Source organism: Streptomyces sp. PKA51, from assembly GCF_057552455.1.
Window position 1 is genome coordinate 17,448 of sequence record NZ_BAAJPZ010000009.1, and the last position, 17,801, is coordinate 35,248.

Consider the following 17,801-nt stretch of genomic DNA (forward strand, 5'->3'; position numbering starts at 1 on the left):
GGCAGCATTCTTCGATTACCGTCCTCGGCATGCATGAAGGACGTGCATGAGTCCCCTGCATGAATGCCGTGCATGACGCTTCCTATCGAGAGGGTGCCGTGAAACTGACGCAGTGTGCCGCGTTCGTCGCCGTTGCCGAGACGGCGAGCTTCACCCGCGCCGCGCAGCGGCTGGGCATCAGTCAGTCCGCCGTCAGCCATGCGGTCTCCGCGCTGGAACGGGAGCTCGGGGTCACGCTGATGGACCGTGGGCGCGCCGGCACGGTGCTGACCACGGAGGGGCAGCGGGTGATCCGCCACGCCCAGGCCGTGGTGCACCACGCCGACCTCGTGGTCAGCCGGGCCCGCGGGCCGCAGGCCACGGACGGCAAGCTGCACGTGGGCACGGGACCCGGCTTCGCCTCCCGACTGCTGCCCCGGCTGATGGCCGACCTCGCCGTCCACCGTCCGGGCCTGCAGGTCGCCGTCCGGGAGGGCAGCGACCGGCAGATCACCCGCTGGCTGCGCGAGGGCGGCGTGGACGTCGGCATCGTCCACAGCGCCCCGCCCGAGTTGACGGCGGCTCCCTTGGTCCGTGAGGCGATGTGCGCCGTGGTGGCCGAGGACCATCCGCTGGCCGGTGCCGGTGCCGTCGGCTGCGAGCAGCTCGCCCGGGTGCCGCTGATCATCCCGTCCTGGGACCCGGAGGCGGCCCGGCACGTCTTCCGCGAGGCCGGCATGGAGTTCACCGTGCCGCACCACATCCAGGACCTCACCACCGTGCTGGCCATGGTCGGCGAGGGTCTGGGCGCGGCCGTGCTGTCCGAGCTGGTGCTGCCCGACGCGCTGCCCAATCTGCGCAAGCTGCCGCTGGCCCCGGCCGTCTCCCGCCGGCTGTCCGTCGTGGTCGGGGCCCGGGCCGGGGACGGCCGGGCGACCTCGTTCGTGGCCGCCGCCCGCCGGGTGGCCGCGCGCTGGGCGGGCGGCGCGGCCCGGCCGGCGACGGCCCGTCAGGACGTCGTGGTGACCGACAGCGCGGGCCTGCGCGTGCGCTCGTAGGCGGCGATCTCCTCCTCGTACTGCAGGGTGTCGCCGATGAGGTCGAGCCCGTTCAGCAACCGCTGTCGTGCCCCCTCCTCCACCGGGAAGGAGACACAGACGGGCCCGCAGCTCAGGGTGCGACTCTCCAGGTCGACGACGATCTCGCGGGTGGGGTCGTCGGTGACCAGCTCCCACAACTGCTCGACGACCTCCTCCGCGACGGTGACCGGCAGCAGGCCGTTCATCAGCGCGTTGCCGTGGAAGATGTCGCCGAAGCGCGGTGCGACCACCGCCCGGAAGCCGTAGTTCAGCAGCGCCCAGACCGCGTACTCCCGCGATGAGCCCGTACCGAAATCCGTGCCCGCGATCAGCACACTGGCCCCCTGGTGGGCCGGCCGGTTCAGGACGAACTCCGGGTCCCTGCGCCAGTCGGCGAACAGGGAATCGGCGTGCCCGGTGCGCTCGGAGTGGTTGACGAAACGCACCGGGATGATCTGGTCGGTGTCGACGTCACTGCGCCGCAGCGGCACCGCCGTGCCGCGGTGGACGGTGAACTTCTCCAACGAAAAGCACTCCTCACAGATCGGTCGGGGCGGCCAGCCGGCCGGCGACGGCAGTGGCGGCCGCTACGGCCGGGGAGACGATGTGCGTGCGCGACCCGGCGCCCTGCCGGCCCTCGAAGTTGCGGTTGTTGGTGGAGGCGGCACGCTGACCGGGCAGCAGCCGGTCCTCGTTGAGCGCGGCGCACATCGAGCAGCCGGCGGCCGCCCGGAAGTCCGCGCCCGCGCGGGCGAAGACGTCGGCCAGCCCCTCCTCCACGGCCTGCCGGCGCACGCCGGCCGACCCGGGGACGATCATCAGCTCGACGCCCCGGGCCACCGTGCGGCCGTCGAGGACCTCGGCCACGGCCCGCAGGTCCTCGATGCGGCCGTTGGTGCACGAGCCGACGAAGACCACGTCCACACCCACGTCCCGCATGGGCGTGCCGGGCGTGAGCGCCATGTACTCCAGCGCCCGGCGCGCCGCCGCGCGCTCCCGTTCGGTGGAGAAGTCGTCGGGCGAGGGCACGGCCGCGGCCAGCGGCACGCTCTGGGCGGGGTTGGTGCCCCAGGAGACGTACGGCGACAGGGCGGAGCCGTCGATGACGACCTCCTTGTCGAAAACGGCGTCCGCGTCGCTGCGCAGCGACGTCCAGTACCGCACCGCCTCCTCCCACGCCTCACCCTGCGGCATGCCGGGGCGCTCGGCGAGGTAGCGCAGGGTCGTGGCGTCGGGGGCGACCATGCCGGCGCGCGAGCCGGCCTCGACGGTCATGTTGCACAGGGTCATCCGGGCTTCCATCGACAGCGCCTCGACGGCGGTGCCGCGGTACTCCACGATGTGGCCCTGGCCCCCGGCGGTGCCGATCCGCGCGATGAGCGCGAGCACCAGGTCCTTCGCGCCGACCCCGGCGGGCAGCGTGCCGTCGATGGTCACGGCCATGTCGCGGGGCCGGCGCATCGGCAGGGTCTGGGTGGCCAGCACGTGCTCCACCTGACTGGTGCCGATGCCGAAGGCCAGGGCGCCGAAGGCCCCCTGCGTCGTGGTGTGCGAATCGCAGCACACGATGGTCATGCCGGGGCGGGTCAGGCCCAGCTCCGGGCTGATCACGTGGACGATGCCCTGGCGGGGGTCGCCGATGCGGTACAGCGGGACGCCGAAGTCGGCGCAGTTCTTGCGCATCAGCTCCGACTGCCGCCGGGCCACCGGGTCCTGGATGAGCTTGTCCGCGGAGACCGTGGGGATGTTGTGGTCCTCGGTACCCAGGGTCAGGCCGGGGCGGCGCACCCCGCGCCCGGCGGCCCGCAGGCCGTCGAACGCCTGCGGGGTGTTGACCTCGTGCAACAGGTGCAGGTCGACGTAGAGCAGGTCCTCGCCGCTCGCGGTGCGGCGCACGACGTGCTCGTTCCATACCTTCTCGGCCAGGGTCGAGCCCATGGGCGCTCCTCGGGATCGGATCCTGCGGGTCAGCGGCCGAAGGCCTGGTCGACGGTGGTGACCGTCGCAGTGCGCGCCAGCAGCATGACGGCGGCGTCGTGCAGTTCGTCGGTACGGGAGGCGGTGGCGTCCTCCAGCACCTCGACGCGGTAGTCGCGGTCGTGGGCCTCACGGGCCGCGGACATCACCACCAGGTCGGTGGAAACGCCGGCGAGCAGCACGGTGTCGATGCCCTGGGCACGCAGCAGCAGGTCGAGGCTGGTGCCGTGGAAGGGGCTGAGCCGGTGCTTGGCCACCAGCACCTCGCCCTCCCGGGGGCGCACCTTCTCGTGCTGCCGGGTGCCCCATGCACCCAGCTGCAGCCGTCCCTCGTCGCGGCAGGGGGCGAACACCGGGGAGGTGGCGGGCCATTCCGGGTAGCCGGCGGAGAACCCGACCGTCACGTGCACGACGGGGATGCCGGCCTCGCGCGCCAGGTCCGCGGCCCGGGCGGCGTTGTCCAGCACCCCGCGGCGGGCCACCTGCTCGGCGTAGCCCTCCCGCGCATAGGTTCCGTCGGGGTGGACCACGTCGTTGATGAGGTCCATGATCAAGAGTCCGGGGCGTCCCACGCTACGTCTCCGCTGTCACTGAGCCGATGATTCGAGAAGCGGTGCGATCGTAACCGCCCTGTTCGGCGGTCCGCCACAGCTATGAATAACGCTCATGGTGGCATGAGCGAAACGGCGTTGATCCCGCCTGCCGGGCCCGCCTATCGTGACGTCCGGAGAAAATCCGATACAGCGGACGGGAAATTCACGAAAGAGCCGGAACGCAATGACCGGCGGGAATTTTCGCGGGCCGGGTACGGCCGCACGATTCGATCGAGAAATCGCGTGAGAGAGGTCCAGCGTGGTGGTGGATTCACACCGCATCGTCATAGTCGGCAGCGGCCCCCGGGGCATGGGGGTGCTCGAACGCCTCGCCGCTCGCCTCGCTGACGGCCCCTCCCGGCCGACGGAGGTCTTCCTGGTCGACGCCGTGGAGGTGGGCTGCGGCAGGATCTGGCGCAGCGATCAGCCCGACTGGTTCCTGATGAACACCGTCTGCGGCGAGGTCACCGTCTTCTCCGGTCCGCCCGACGACGGCCCCGTGCGCCCCGGTGCCGGCCCCTCGCTCGCCCAGTGGTGGGCGGCCGTCGACCCGGCCTGCCCCGGCCCGGACGGCTACGCGCCGCGCGCCCTGCACGGGCAGTACATGCGCTACGTGCTGGAGACCGTGGAGAAGAGCCTGCCGCCGTGGGCCGCCCTGCACCAGGTGACCGCCACCGTCGAGGACGTGGTGCCCACCGCGGGCGGCTACGAGGTGCGGCTGTCGAGCGGCGCCCGGCTGGAGGCCGACAAGGTCGTGCTCGCCACCGGGCATCCCACCCCCGCGCTGACCGGCACCCAGCGGGAACTGGCCGAGTTCGCGGCCGCCCGCCCGCACCTGCGCTACATCCGCGGCGACTCCGCCGCCGACATGCCGCTGGACGAGATACCCGCCGGTTCGTCCGTGGGCATCCTGGGCATCGGCCTGTCCTTCTACGACATCATGTACGCACTGACCGTCGGTCGCGGCGGCAAGTTCATCGAGGACATCGACGGCAGCGTCCGCTACGAGCCCAGCGGCGAGGAGCCGCTCCTGCTCGCCGGCTCGCGCAGCGGTGTCCCACTGCCGGCCCGGGGGCGCAACCAGAAGGCCGCCACCTACAGTTACCGGCCCGAGCTGTTCACCCCGGCCATGGTCAGGGCGCACGCCCCGGAAGGCCCGCTGGAGTTCACCCGCCACGTGCGTCCCTGGCTGGAGGCGGAGGTCCACCTCGCCTATTTCAGTGCCGTCCTGCGCGACGGGGCCCCCGAACGGGTGGAGGCGTTCCGGGCCGAGGTGATCGCCCTGGCCGGGCACGGGGTGCCCGACGTCGCGGCCGTCGCGGCGCGGCACGGCGTCACCGACACCGCCGCGGCGCCCGACCTGGACCGGCTCAGCCGTCCGTTCTGCGGGCGCGACTTCCCGGACGCACAAGGCTTCGAGCAGGCGCTGGCCGAGGCGATGCGGGTGGACCTGGAGCACGCCGAGCGCGGCAACGTCGGCGATCCCCTCAAGACGTCCCTGGACGTGCTGCGCGACACCCGCTGGGTCATCCGCGAGCTGATCGACTTCGGCGGGCTCGAGCCCCGGTCGCACCGCGACTTCCTCGACGACTTCGCCCCGCGCCACTCGTTTCTGGCCGCCGGCCCGCCGCGGGTGCGCGTGCGCTACGCCCTTGCGCTGATCGAGGCCGGCCTGCTGCGGGTCGTGGGCCCCCGAACGCGGTTCTCGGGTGACGCCGAGGCCGATGCGTTCGTGGTCTCCTCCCCTGCCGTGACCGGCTCCGCCGTCGCCGCCGACGTCCTCATCGACGCCCGTATCCCCAACCCCGACGTGACGCGGGACCCGTCGCCGCTGACCCGGAACCTGCTGCGCCGGGGCATGTGGACGGAGTTCGTCAACGGCTCGGGCGAGACGGCGTTCCCCACGGGCGGAGTGGCCGTCACCCGCAGTCCGTTCCATCCGCTGGACGCCGACGGCCGTGCGGACGGCGGCGTGTGCGTGCTGGGCGTACCGACCGAACACACCCGCTGGTTCACCCTCGCCGGCAGCGGGCGCCCCGGTTCCTGGAACGAGTGGACCCGCGACGCCGACTCCGTGGCCGCCAGCGCCCTGGCGAGCCCCACGCACGCAGTGACAGCCAAGGAAGGACAACCGGCGTGACCGAGACGACCACGGAACACACCGCCAAGGGCCACATCGTTCAGGAGCGTGCCGTCACCGTGCTGCGCGCGCTGCTGACCGAGGGCGGACGGGCGGCGCTCGCCTGGAACACCTGGAGCGAACCGGGCCGTTCCGGCGGCGTGGACATCCTCCCGCTGTACGCCACGGACGCTCCGCAGAGCGCAACCGCCTTCCTCGTCCGCTTCGCCCCGGGTGCCCATGGCGACCTGCACGAACACCTCGGTCACGAGCTGATGTTCGTGCTGGAGGGCGAGCTGATCAACGACAACGGCGAGCGCTACCGCGCCGGTGACCTGATCATCGAGGAGCCGGGCAGCGTCCACCGTGTGCGCACCGAGACCGGTGTCACCGCCCTCGGCGTGCGCCAGGGCCCCACCGTCTCCCGCGAGAGCGCCTGACACCCGCGTCCTCCGGCTTCCCGCCAAGGGGGCCCCGTCGCCTGGCGACGGGGCCCCCTTGGCGTACCCGGCGGGCGGGTCAGTCGGTGAGGAGGACCGAGAAGGAATCGGCCAGTCCGCGGCGTCCCTCATCGGTGAGGTGGACCACCCGCGGCGAGACGCCGTAGCGCAGCCAGCCCAGCGTGAAGAACCGCGCGGTCACCTCGGCGCCGAGGGCGCCGGCGAGGTGGTGGCGCTGCTCGCTCCAGTCGACGCAGTACCGCACCGCCGGGCGGCGGGTGCCGGACAGTCCGTCGACATCCACTCCGAAGGCCCGGAAGCGCTCCACGCCGTCCGGGGTCAGCCGGTACTCGACGTCCTTGCCGTAGGACGCGGGCCGGTCCGCAGCGGAGCGCGGGGTGGTACGCGTCGTGCGACCGGTCAGCAGCCCCTGGTCGAGGAAGGCGCCCATGAGGGCCACGCCCAGCGAGCCGGCCAGATGGTCGTAGCACGTGCGCGAGCGGCGCAGGGCGTTCTCCCGGCTGCTGACGCGCAGGGAGACGACGGGAGTTGCGTCGGCCGGGGCGATGACGGCGAGTGCCTCCAGGGCGACGGCCACCTCCGGGCTCGCCAGACGGTAGTAACGGTGCCGACCCGCGTTCTCCACCAGGACGAACCCCGCCTCGACGAGCTGCCCGAGGTGGACGCTCGCGGTGGCCACGCTGACGCCCGCCTCGGCCGCCAGCACGCTCGCCGCCAGCGGGCGGCCGTCGCACAGGGCCTTGAGCATCCGGGCCCGGGAGGCACTGGCGAGCAGCCGGGCGGCCCGGGCCAGATCCGGTTCGCGCATCGCTTCCTTCACGACCACGACCCTACATCCACACTTTGACAGGAAGCGAAGTATTCCGGCCCGAGTATCGTCGCCATGAGTACTACGACAGACCCGGTCTCCGTCGCGCAGAGCGCGCCGGCCGCGGAGGGGCGGCTGTCCTGGCCCCCTCTCATCGCGCTCAGCCTCGGCTACTTCCTGGTGATGCTGGACGTCACCGTCGTCACCGTCGCCGTTCCCACGATCCGGGACTCCGTCGGGGCCAGCACCTCCGCCATGGCGTGGGTCGTGGACGGCTACAGCACCGTCTTCGCCGGCCTGCTGCTCCTCGGCGGCGGGCTCGGCGACCGACTGGGCCACCGCAAGGTGTTCCTCACCGGCCTCGGCGTCTTCACCGTCGCCTCCATCGGGTGCGGCGTGGCCACGAACGCCGCCACGCTGATCGCCTCCCGGCTGCTGCAGGGTGCCGGCGGCGCGCTGCTGGTGCCCACCTCTTTGGCGCTGCTGGCCGCGGCGTACCCGGAGCGGGCCGCACGCGCCAAGGTCATCGGCGTGTGGGGCGGTGTCGCGGGTGTCGCCTTCGCCGCCGGGCCGCTGGTCGGCGGCCTGCTCGTGGGCGGTCTGAACTGGCGCACCGCCTTCTGGATCAACGTGCCGATCGCCTTCCTCGGCATGTGGCTGACCCTCAAGCACGTGCCGTCCCCGAAGGCGCGCACCGGCGGGCGGGGTCTGGACCCGCTCGGCCAGGTCCTCGGCATCGTCGGCCTGACCGCGCTGGCCACCATGCTCAACGAGGCGGGCACCAAGGGCTGGTCCTCCCCGGTCGTGCTGGGCGCGCTGGCCGTCAGCGTGCTCGCGCTGGGCCTGTTCCTGCTGGTCGAGCGCCGCCTGGAAACCCGCGCCGAGGACGGCAGGGCGCCCCTGCTGCCGCCCTCGCTCTTCCGCTCCCCCGGCTTCTCCTCCTCCGCAGCCGTCGGTGTGCTGCTGAACCTCGGCTACTACGGCATGCTCTACCTCTCCACGCTGTACCTGCAGAACGAACGCGGGTACGACGCCCTCGGCGCCGGTATCGCCCTCCTGCCGACCGTGTGCATGGCCGTCGTCGCCGCCCCCCTCTCCGGTCGCCTCACCGCGCGGTACGGGCCGTACGTCCCCATGACCGCCGCGCTGCTGCTCGGTTCCGTCGGCTTCCTCGGCTGGCTGCTCGCGGGCCCCGACACCCCCTACTGGATGCTGCTGTTCGCCCTGATCGCCACCGGTCTGGCCACCCCGACCACCGTGCCGGCCGCAACGGCCGCCATCGTGCAGGCCGCCCCGGACGAGAGCGCCGGCGTGGCGTCGGCGGTCTTCAACGTGGCGCGCCAGATCGGCAACGCCGTGGGCGTGGCCCTCTTCAGCACCCTCACCGCGGCCTCCGGCGACCTCGTCCCCGGTCTGCACATCGCGGCCGTCATCGCCTCCGCCGCGTTCTTCGCCGGCGCCCTGCTGGCGCTGTCCTCCTGGCGGGCCGCGAAGCAGCGGGCCGCCGCCTCCTGAGACGCACGGCCCAAGGACTCCCCGAGGAGCGCCGCCGTGGTCAGGGAGTGCGGCGCACCGCGCCCAGCCAGAGGGTGTCGCGGGCCCGGGTCATGGCCACGAAGAGCTGGGTGCGCTCCAGCTCGGCCCGCTCGCCGGCGATGTCCTCGTCCGCCGGGCCGGGGCCGGGGGGCGGGGCGTGGTCGGGGAGGTAGACGTGTGCGAACTCGAGCCCCTTGGCTCGGCGGTAGCTGCCGACCTTCACGGCGGCGACCGGGCGGCCGTCGTAGCGGTCCAGGGAGCACTGGGGGATGCCCGCGCGGTCCAGCAGGTGCTGGTAGTGGGCGGTCTCGCGGCGGGAGCGGCACAGGACGGCCGAGTCCGGCCAGGTACGCTCGCCCCGCTCGCGCAGGGCCGCCAGCAGGGCCCGGTCGTGCTCGGCCGGGGTGCGGCAGACGGATCGCAGGACCTGGCCGCCGTGGTAGGTGAGATCCACCTCGCGCAGGCCGGCGGTACGGGTGCCGTCGATGTCGTCGAAGGCGTCGTCGGCGACGACGGCCAGCGCGGCGCCGAGGATCTCCTTGGCGTTGCGGTAGTTGGTGCGCAGGATCTGGCCGCGGTCGCCGCGCACGTCGATGCCGGCGTCCGACAGGCGGAAGCCGCCGGGGTAGACGGCCTGCTGGCCGTCGCCGACCAGGAGCAGCCCGTTGGGCGCGTCGCCGACCAGGGCGTGCAGCAGGCGCACGCCGACCAGGGTCAAGTCCTGGACCTCGTCGGCGATGACGGCGGCGTACGGGGAACGGCCCGGGCGGGCGCGGGCCTCGGCCAGGGCGAGCGCGAGGATGTCGTTGAAGTCGTGCACGCCGCGCCGGATGCGCACCCGCTCGTACTCCTCGTACAGCGCCCAGACCGCCTCGCGGTGCGGGCGGCGCAGGTTGGTGCGGCGGCGGTGCCGGCGCAACGTCGCGTACTCCTCGAAGCGGGTGATGCCGCGGCCCTTTATGACGCGGTCGATCTCCTCGTGCCAGTAGCCGGGCGAGGGGTCGAGGGAGGCCAGGACGCTGCGCCGGCCCAGGTGCAGCCAGGCACGGCTGAAGGCGTCCTCGGCCTTGCCGCCGTGCAGGTTGTGCGGGATGCCGCGCTCGTCGAGGAAGCGCTGGGCCCACGCGTGCAGGCTGCGGAACTCCACCCGGTCGGCGACGGCCGGCGACATCGTGCGCAGGAACGTGCGCTGCACGCGCGGCAGGTTGCTGGCGAAGGTCACGTACAGGATCCGGCCCGTCGTGCGCTGCGCGAGGTGCGCGGCGCGGTGCAGGGCGACGACGGTCTTGCCGGTGCCGGCGGGGCCGCTCACCCGGGCCGGGCCGGACCAGTTGCGCCGCACCAGGGCGAGCTGGGCGGGGTGCAGGAAGGTCATCCACTGCTCGATCGGGCCGCCGCGGGCGGCCGCCACGGCCGCCTCGCACAGGCCGTCGAGGTCGAACAGGGTCTCGGCGGGGGCGCCCGACGCAGCCCCCTGCGCGCCGGGGTGCTCCTCCGGCAGCGCCGAGCTCTCGTACGCCGGAAAGACCTGCGCCAGGTGATCGGCGACCGCCCGTACGCCCGGCGGCGTCAGCCGCGCGCGCTCGGCCAGCAGGGCCGGGCCCACCTCCCGCTCGCCCAGCAGCCGCACCCGGCCCAGCTCGCCGGTGAAGGAACGGCCGGCGAAGACCATGACCGGCCGGACGGCCACCGGCGACATGCCCAGCGCCGCCACGGCCGCCTCGGCCAGCCGCGTGACGGCCAGCAGCTTGCCGATCTCGCCGTCGCGCCGCTGCCGGCCGGCGGTCAGATGCCCCTCGGCGGCCCCGGGCGGTGCCTGCCAGTTCTTGACGTCGATGACGAAGACGCCACCCGGCCCCACCAGCAGCATGTCCACGTTGGCCGAGCGCGTCCCCGGCCAGCGCCGGTCCACCAGCAGCCGCCAGCCGCGGCCGGTGAGCATCAGCAGCTGGGCCGCGACCTTGCGCTCGCCCTCGCTGGCCGCCTCCCATCGCCGCGCCTCGCGCTGTGCCGCGAGCAGCTGCTCGCGCAGCTCGCGCTCGTGCCGCCGGGCCTCCTGGGCCCTGACCGATGCCGATCCCCCAGCCACCATCGCCCGCCCCCCTTGCCTGCATCCTCCCCCAGAACTTGCATATATACGCAAAGTGATGATCCTACTGCTCCCCGAAGTCGCCGTCAGGGCAGCAGGTATCGTCGCCCGGACGGGCACGCAGCCGGGACGGAACAGCACGACAGGGGAGACACGGGAGGGGTCATGCCGGACGCACAGGCGTCGCCGTCGCACGTCCTGCTGCGGGACGACGCCGCCCGATGGGCCACCGCCCCGCCCCGGCGGACGGTGCTGGCGGTCATCCACAACGTCACCTCCGCCACGCGGCTGCTGGACCTCCTGGCGCCCTTCGAGGGCGACAGCCGGGTGCAGGTGCTCTTCACCTGCACCGGGTCGTCGGCGTTCGACGCGGGCATACGGGAGTTCGTCGAGGCCCGGCAACTGCCGTACGTCCCCTGGGAGGAGGCGAAGCGGCACAAGTTCGATCTGGCGTTGAGCAGCAGCCGGGGCGGCGAACTGCACGCGATAGACGCCCCGTTGATCGGCGCGCCGCACGGCGCCGGATACAATAAATACTTGCACCGGACACCGGACACCGGACACCGGACACCGGACACCGGACACCGGACACCGGACACCGGACACCGGAAGCCTTCGGCCTGGACGCCGAGTGGCTCACCCACGACGGCGAGCTGATCCCCTCCGCCGTCGTCCTCTCCCACGACGAACAGCGTGAACGCCTGCGCCGCGGCTGCCCGCAGGCCGTGCCCGCCTCCGTCGTCGCCGGCGACCCCTGCATGGACACCCTGCGCGCCGGCCTGCCCTTCCGCGAGGAGTACCGCGCCGCCCTCGGGCTGCTGCCCGGGCAGAAGCTGCTCGTCCTGACCTCCACCTGGGGCCGGCACTCCCTCCTCGGCGCGGACTTCGGCCTCGTACGCCGCGCACTGGCCGAACTGCCGCAGGACGAGTACCGCGTGCTGGCCGCCGTCCACCCCAACGTCTGGTACGGGCACGGCGGCTGGCAGGTACGCGCCTGGCTGGCACCCTGCCTGCGGGCCGGGCTGCTGCTGCCCGCACCGGAGAGCGACGTGTGGAAGGCCGCCCTGCCGGCCGCGGACGCCTTCGTCGGCGACCACGGCTCGCTGACCCTGTACGCGGCGGCACTCGGCATACCCGGGCTGCTCGGCGCCTTCGGCCACGACGTGGTCGCCGCCGGCTCGCCCATGGAGCTCCTGGGAGCGGCGCTGCCGCGGGTGGACGCCCGCGAACCGCTCGAGCGGCAGCTGCGCCGCGCGGTCGCCGCCCGCACCGGCGACGAACGGCTCGCCCGGATCGGCGAGATGGTCACCTCCCGCCCGATGCGCGCGGCAGCGCTGCTACGCCGCCTGTACTACGCCCGGCTCGGGCTCGACGAGCCCGCCGACCCGGCCGTCCCGCGACCCGTGCCCCTTCCGCTGCCCCTGCCCACCGAGCGGCGCGGCCCGGGCACACCACCAGTACTTGTCGACCACCGCGCCCCGGCCGCCGGCGGCGGGGCCCTCTCGCTGCGCCGGTACCCGGCCGATCTGCAGGGCGCCGGGGCCGCGCACCTCACCGACCCGCACGTGGTCGCCACCGAGGGCGAACCGGACGCCCGGTGGGCGCACAGCGCGGACGTCCTGCTGGCGCGGCCGCCGGCGCCCGGCGAGACCCGCCGCACGGCAGCGGCCCGGCTCCTGCGGCAGTACCCGGGCTGCTCCCTGGTGGCCTTCACCGAAGGAGAGACGGGCTGCACGGCCTACGCGCGGGGTGGACAGCGGACGACGGCGGTGTGGGAGGCGCCGCACAGTGCCGTCTATACGGCGGCAGTGGCAGCCTCGGCCCTGTTTGTCGCCGCCAACGCTTCAAACCCCTCGCCGGCCACCCTTCCGGTGGACGTCGCCGACGGCATTCCCCCCGCCCACCTGACCGTGCGACAGCAGTAGGGCATGTCCGGCGCCTCGTGGCGCCCCGTAAGGGGCGCGGGGAACTGCGCGATCGGCCACCGACGGCCCGCAGTCGACGTGCCACCCTGGGGCCCGGGCACATCTGCGGGCGCATCGTGGCTTGTCGCGCCCACGCGGCGGCAGCCGCAGATCGACACCGCCCCGCGCCCCTTATGGGGCGCCGTGGTGCCCCGCGACGGAGATCCGCCGGACACGGCCTAGTCGGCGCCGAGCCGCTCCCGTGCAGTCGCAGCCAGGGGGTTGCCCAGCGTCCCGTACAGGTGTGCCGCCCGCTGCCAGTCGGTCTCGGCGGCCTCGCGGTCGCCCTCTTGTGCCAGGACGTCGCCGCGCAGCAGCAGGATGTCGGCCTCTTCCTTGGGCGCGCCGCACGAGGCGATCAGCTCGGCGGCCTTGTCCAGCGGCTTGCGGGCTTCGTCCGCGCGGTCGGCGTGCAGCCGGGCGCGGGCGTACTGCCACAGGGCCTTGGCCTCGTTGAACGGGTCGGGCAGCGCCGCGAAGAGGGTGCGCGCCCGCAGCAGCAGGCGGGCCGCCTCCTCGTGCCGGTGCTCGGCGCTGCGGGCCCGGCCGAGGTGGAAGGTCAGCAGTGCCCTGCCGCGCGGGTGGTCCACGCCTTCCAGTGCCGCCACCGCCCGCTCGAAGCGGCCGGCGGCGGCCGCCGGGTCGCCTGCGCGCAGGTCGAGCAGGCCCAGGCCCTCCAGGGCGGAGGAGACGGTCCGGGCGTGACCGGTGGCCGTCGCCTCGTGCAGGGCGTGCCCGTAGTGCTCGCGGGCGATCGCCGTGTCCCCGTCGGCGTCGCGGTCGGCGTGGGCGAAGGCCAGTTCCAGGTGCATGCGGGCCACTGCCAGGCGGTCGTCGCCGTGGCGGGCGGCGGCGAGCCCCCGGGCGCACACCGCCGTCCAGTCCGTGTGGTACTTGCGCCGGAAGAAGAAGCCGCGCAGGGCCTCGCACAGCTGCCACACCTGTGCGTACCGCCCCGTCTCGTAGGCCAGTTCGACGACGGCCACGACGTTGGCGCGGTCGGCCTCGAAGGCGTCCAGCGCCTCCTGTGCATTGCCGAAGACGTCGGCGAGCTCCTCCGGGCGGGCGAACAGCGGGCCGTGCCGCCAGCGTTCGGAGGTCCGCCATTCGACTGCGGCTGCCCGCCGCAGGTACCAATCGACATAGACGTCCACAGGGCCGTCCGGGTGCGGGGCCTGCGTGCGGGCGTGGTCGTGCACCAGGGCGTGCATCCGCAGCCGCCCCTCCGCGCCGCCTTCCAGCAGGCGTTCGCGCTGGAGGGTGCGTACGTCGTCGTCCGCGGCGGCGATGCGGCGCACGAGGTCGCGGGAGAACTCCGGCGTCGGGTGCAGGCCCAGAGCGCGGTAGAGCCGTGCCGGGCCCGGCGGCAGGGCGGCGTACACGGCGTCGAAGACCTGGGCCACGGAGAGGTCGTCGGGCACGGCGAGCGCCTCCAGCCGCGTACGGCGGTCGTCGAGTTCGCGGGCGAGTGCGTGGAGATCCTCCCCGTTCTCCAGCAGTTCACCCACCCGGGCGCCCGCGATCCGTACGGCCAGCGGCAGTCCCGCGCAGGCGTCCAGAACGCCGGTGAGCGCGGGCCGGTCCAGGGCGCCGCCGCCCGCCACCGCGTGCAGGAGCTCGGCGCCGGAGGCGTCGTCCAGGGCGTCCAGGCGGACGGTGAGCGTGCGCGGGTGGCTGGCGCGCAGGCCGGTGAGGGCGAAGCGGCTGGTGACGACGACCACGCTGGCGGGGTGGCCCGGCAGCAGCGGGCGCACCTGGCCGGGGTTGACGGCGTTGTCGAGGAGGACGAGGGCGGGGGCGTCCGCGGTCAGCGAGCGGTAGCGGGCGGCGAGGCCCGCGAGGTCGGCCGGGCGGTCGCCGTGCGGACCGGACAGCTCGGTCACGAAGCGTTCGAGGACGGCGAGGGGGTCGCGGGGGCCGAGCGGGCCCGTGGGGGCGAGGTCGTCCTGGAGGTGGCCGCCGGGGAAGGCGGGGCCGAGCCGGTGCAGCCAGCGCAGCGCGGTGGCCGTCTTGCCCATCCCGGGCAGGCCCGTCAGGACGACGACCAGGGGCGCGGTGGCCTCGCCGCGTTCGTCGAGGGCGCGCTTGAGCTCGGCGAAGACCGCGGTGCGGTCGACGTAGACGTCGGGCGGGGGAGCCAGCAGCCGCGGCGGGCGCCGCTCGGGACGCCCGTAGTGGACGGTGCCGGCCTGGATCACCGTGCCGTGGTAGGTGCCGCCCTCGATGGTGTTGCCGTCCCCGCCCATGCTCCCCGCCCGCCCCGCCATCGGTTCAGGGAAGCGATCCTACGTGCGCCCGCGTGCGCCTGACAGAGCATCATCTCTTGTCGCCCGCGCGTTCCCCCCGGGGAGGCGAGTGCGCATGACGCCCACCGGTCCGAGGACCGGGGACGCCATGCGCACTCGGTGTGCGGTCGCGGGCCGGGGAGCGCCCCGCGACCGCAGGACCGGCGTCGCCGGGCGTGCGTCAGCCGGCGATGCAGACGTTGCCCGACGCCGCGTTCAGCAGGCCGACGATGTCGATCGAGTTGCCGCAGATGTTGATCGGGATGTGGATCGGGACCTGGATGACGTTGCCCGAGATGACACCCGGGGAGCCGACGGCGGCACCCTTCGCTCCGGAGTCGGCGACAGCTCCGCCGGAGACACCGGCGAGCGTGGCGCCGACGGCGGCGGTGACAACTGCTGCCCTGGCGATTCGTGACATGGGGAGACACCTTTGCTTGGTCGTACGGGACGGGCACCCGGCCCGTGAGGGCCGGGAGCCCGGATCAACGTGCGGCGACAACAAAGGTTTCGTCCATGAAGCGTCCGGGTGATCCCGATGTGGGCCGATCAACAGAATGAGTGGGTTTCCCATTGGCTTCCCACCTGGCAGGGTGCCTTTCGTACATGCACTCCGGCCGCTTCGACCAAAGGAATGACCGGCGCACATGATTGGCACGCTGCTGCCCTCACCGATCCAGACGGCCGAGGCGTTCGAGGACCCCGCCGAGACCCCTGCCCTCTTCCCCGAGGAGGAGGCCCTGATCGCCCGCGCCGTGGACAAGCGGCGCCGGGAGTTCTCCACGGTGCGGGCCTGCGCCCGCACCGCCCTGGGCCGCCTGGGCGTGGCACCGGCGGCGATCATCCCCGGGCAGCGCGGCGCGCCGCAGTGGCCGCAGGGGGTCATCGGCAGCATGACGCACTGCGCGGGCTACCGGGGCGCGGCCGTGGCGCTGGCCGGCGACGTCCTGACGATCGGCGTGGACGCCGAGCCCAACCTGCCGCTGCCGCAGGGCGGCGTACGGGACCTGGTGACGCGCCCGGAGGAGCACGGGTGGCTGGCCCGGCTGGAGACGCAGCGGCCCTCCGTGCACTGGGACCGGCTGGTCTTCAGCGCCAAGGAGAGCGTCTACAAGGCGTGGTTCCCGCTCACCCGGCAGTGGCTGGACTTCCAGGACGCCGTCATCGAGGTGGACGCCGACGCCGGCACGTTCACGGCCCGGGTGCTCAAGCCGGAGCCGCTGCGGGCGGCGACGGGCGGCCGGCTGGCCGGCTTCGAGGGACGCTGGCTGGTGCGCGACGGACTGGTACTGACGGCAATCGCGGTGCCGGCGGCCTAGGGCCTGATCTTCGTCGCGGGGCACCACGCGCCCCGTCAGGGGCGCGGGGAACTGCGCGATCGGCCACCGACAGCCCGCAGTCGGCGCACCACCGCCAGGCCCGGGCGCAGCACGGCACCCTGCCTGCGGGCGCGCGGTGGCCGATCGCGCCCACGCGGCGGCAGCCGCAGATCCGACACCGCCCCGCGCCCCTACGGGGCGCCGTGGTGGCCCGTGCCGAAGACCCGTCGGGGCGTCCGCGTGCCTTCTGTACAGCGCGCGCCGGGGGCGGTTACATCGGGGGCGGGCCAAGGAAGGACCTGCTTTCGGAGGCAACCATGCGCAGGATCGCGATCGTCGGCGCGGGCCAGGCGGGGCTCCAGCTGGCGCTGGGGCTGCAGGCGGCCGGCGGGTACGAGGTGACCGTGGTCGCGGCCCGGACGCCCGAACAGATCCGCGGTGGACGGGTGCTCTCCACCCAGCTGATGTACGGGCCGGCGCTCGCCCTGGAGCGGCGGCTCGGCCTGAACCTGTGGGACGGGCAGGCCCCGCCCATCGAGGGCATCCAGCTCAACCCCACCGACCCGCCCGGCACCCGCTCCCCCGGCCGGTCGGTCACCGCCCGGCTGGAGAGCCCTGCCCAGTCCGTCGACCAGCGGGTGAAGACGGCGCGCTGGCTGGAGCTGTTCGCCGAGCGCGGCGGCCGGGTGGAGTACCGGCAGGTGGCCGTGGAGGACCTGGCCGCTCTCGCCGCCGCGCACGAGCTGACGGTGCTGGCGACGGGCCACGGCCCGCTCGGCGAGGTGTTCGGCCGGGACGAGCGGCACAGTCCCCATGCGCAGCCCCAGCGTGTTCTGGCCTGCCTGTATCTGCACGGGGTGCGGCCCGACGCCGGGCTGCCGCCGTCGTTCCTGCGCATGTACGCCTTCCCGGGCGCGGGCGAGTTCTTCGTCCTGCCGGCGCTGACCGGGTCCGGGCCCTGCCGGATCCTGCTGTGGGAGGGCAACCCGGGCGGGCCCTTCGACTGCTGGGGGAACGTTTCGGGGCCGGGCGAGGCGCTGGAGCGCTCCTTGCACCTGCTGCGCGCGTACGCGCCGTGGGAGTACGAGCTGTGCGCGGGGGCCGAGCCCACGGACGCCGGGGCCCTGCTCGCCGGCAGCCTGACGCCCGTGGTGCGGCACCCGGTCGCGGAGGTGGCGCCGGGCAGCCATGTGCTGGGCATGGCGGACGCGGTCGTTCTCAACGACCCGCTGACGGGCCAGGGCTCCAACAACGCGGCGCGCTGCGCGGACCGCTACCTGCAGTCGGTCCTGGAGCGGGGCGAGCGGCCCTTCGACCGCGCGTGGATGCACGAGACGTTCGCGGCCTGGTGGGAGCACGCCCGGCACACCACCGCCTTCACCAACATGCTCCTGGACGCCCCGCTGCCGCCCCACGTGCAGCAGATCATCGCGGCCGCGGCCACGCACCCCGCACTCGCCCACCGCTACGTCAACGGCTTCGCCGACCCCGCGGACTTCCAGGAGTGGCTGATGGACGCCGACCGGGCGGAGGCATGCCTGGCGGCGGTGGCGGGCGGCAGCGCCCCGCAACCCCTGGGCTAGCCTGGCCGC

At 73.9% G+C, this 17,801-nt stretch carries 15 protein-coding genes; 8 read left to right on the top strand and 7 right to left on the bottom strand.

Annotated elements, in window-relative coordinates; genetic code table 11:
• Positions 1-98 precede the first annotated feature (98 nt).
• A complete protein-coding gene (locus AC27L3_RS15730) occupies positions 99-1,037 on the top strand; it encodes a LysR family transcriptional regulator (protein WP_487234638.1) in 939 nt (312 codons plus the stop codon).
• On the opposite strand, the gene leuD is transcribed toward AC27L3_RS15730, so the two are convergent.
• From leuD to AC27L3_RS15745, 3 genes are read right to left on the bottom strand one after another with little or no spacing between them, the layout of a single operon-like run.
• Positions 989-1,582, bottom strand: coding sequence for a 3-isopropylmalate dehydratase small subunit (leuD, locus tag AC27L3_RS15735; protein ID WP_487234639.1), 594 nt, complete (start codon positions 1,580-1,582; stop codon positions 989-991). The two genes, AC27L3_RS15730 and leuD, sit on opposite strands and share 49 nt — an antisense overlap.
• A 13-nt stretch (positions 1,583-1,595) precedes the next feature.
• Complete coding sequence (gene leuC / locus AC27L3_RS15740) at positions 1,596-2,996, bottom strand: 3-isopropylmalate dehydratase large subunit (protein ID WP_487234640.1); 1,401 nt, start codon at positions 2,994-2,996, stop codon at positions 1,596-1,598.
• Between the two features lie 29 nt (positions 2,997-3,025).
• Complete coding sequence (locus AC27L3_RS15745; RefSeq protein WP_487234641.1) at positions 3,026-3,583, bottom strand: cysteine hydrolase family protein; 558 nt, start codon at positions 3,581-3,583, stop codon at positions 3,026-3,028.
• 307 nt (positions 3,584-3,890) lie between these two features.
• On the opposite strand from AC27L3_RS15745, the gene AC27L3_RS15750 reads away from it, so the two are divergent.
• The gene (locus AC27L3_RS15750; RefSeq protein ID WP_487234642.1) at positions 3,891-5,768 is read left to right on the top strand and encodes an FAD/NAD(P)-binding protein; all 1,878 of its coding nucleotides are present in this window, start codon (positions 3,891-3,893) and stop codon (positions 5,766-5,768) included.
• The gene (locus AC27L3_RS15755) at positions 5,765-6,187 is read left to right on the top strand and encodes a cupin domain-containing protein (protein ID WP_487234643.1); all 423 of its coding nucleotides are present in this window, start codon (positions 5,765-5,767) and stop codon (positions 6,185-6,187) included. The genes AC27L3_RS15750 and AC27L3_RS15755 overlap by 4 nt, the downstream gene beginning before the upstream one ends.
• Positions 6,188-6,266: 79 nt before the next feature.
• On the opposite strand, the gene AC27L3_RS15760 is transcribed toward AC27L3_RS15755, so the two are convergent.
• The gene (locus AC27L3_RS15760) at positions 6,267-7,028 is read right to left on the bottom strand and encodes an ArsR/SmtB family transcription factor (RefSeq protein ID WP_487234644.1); all 762 of its coding nucleotides are present in this window, start codon (positions 7,026-7,028) and stop codon (positions 6,267-6,269) included.
• A gap of 63 nt (positions 7,029-7,091) precedes the next feature.
• On the opposite strand from AC27L3_RS15760, the gene AC27L3_RS15765 reads away from it, so the two are divergent.
• On the top strand, positions 7,092-8,531 hold the full coding sequence (locus AC27L3_RS15765) for a DHA2 family efflux MFS transporter permease subunit (protein ID WP_487234645.1): 1,440 nt from the start codon (positions 7,092-7,094) through the stop codon (positions 8,529-8,531).
• A 40-nt stretch (positions 8,532-8,571) separates the two neighbouring features.
• On the opposite strand, the gene AC27L3_RS15770 is transcribed toward AC27L3_RS15765, so the two are convergent.
• On the bottom strand, positions 8,572-10,644 hold the full coding sequence (locus AC27L3_RS15770; RefSeq protein ID WP_487234646.1) for a nuclease-related domain-containing DEAD/DEAH box helicase: 2,073 nt from the start codon (positions 10,642-10,644) through the stop codon (positions 8,572-8,574).
• Positions 10,645-10,806: 162 nt separating this feature from the next.
• Between AC27L3_RS15770 and AC27L3_RS15775 the strand changes: the two genes are divergently transcribed.
• Both AC27L3_RS15775 and AC27L3_RS15780 read left to right on the top strand, forming a co-directional pair.
• Complete coding sequence (locus AC27L3_RS15775; protein ID WP_487234647.1) at positions 10,807-11,298, top strand: hypothetical protein; 492 nt, start codon at positions 10,807-10,809, stop codon at positions 11,296-11,298.
• A 68-nt stretch (positions 11,299-11,366) separates the two neighbouring features.
• Entirely contained in the window at positions 11,367-12,566 is a 1,200-nt protein-coding gene (locus tag AC27L3_RS15780) for a hypothetical protein (RefSeq protein WP_487234648.1), read from the top strand.
• 218 nt (positions 12,567-12,784) lie between these two features.
• Here AC27L3_RS15780 and AC27L3_RS15785 read toward each other — a convergent pair whose 3' ends face one another.
• Together AC27L3_RS15785 and AC27L3_RS15790 are read right to left on the bottom strand one after the other, a co-directional pair.
• A complete protein-coding gene (locus AC27L3_RS15785) occupies positions 12,785-14,872 on the bottom strand; it encodes a hypothetical protein (RefSeq protein WP_487234649.1) in 2,088 nt (695 codons plus the stop codon).
• Between the two features lie 199 nt (positions 14,873-15,071).
• Positions 15,072-15,311: a chaplin gene (locus tag AC27L3_RS15790; RefSeq protein ID WP_344434415.1), complete on the bottom strand. Its 240-nt coding sequence runs from the start codon at positions 15,309-15,311 to the stop codon at positions 15,072-15,074.
• A gap of 226 nt (positions 15,312-15,537) precedes the next feature.
• On the opposite strand from AC27L3_RS15790, the gene AC27L3_RS15795 reads away from it, so the two are divergent.
• Complete coding sequence (locus AC27L3_RS15795) at positions 15,538-16,209, top strand: 4'-phosphopantetheinyl transferase family protein (RefSeq protein WP_487234650.1); 672 nt, start codon at positions 15,538-15,540, stop codon at positions 16,207-16,209.
• Positions 16,210-16,526: 317 nt separating this feature from the next.
• On the top strand, positions 16,527-17,792 hold the full coding sequence (locus tag AC27L3_RS15800) for a styrene monooxygenase/indole monooxygenase family protein (protein WP_487234651.1): 1,266 nt from the start codon (positions 16,527-16,529) through the stop codon (positions 17,790-17,792).
• Positions 17,793-17,801 lie beyond the last annotated feature (9 nt).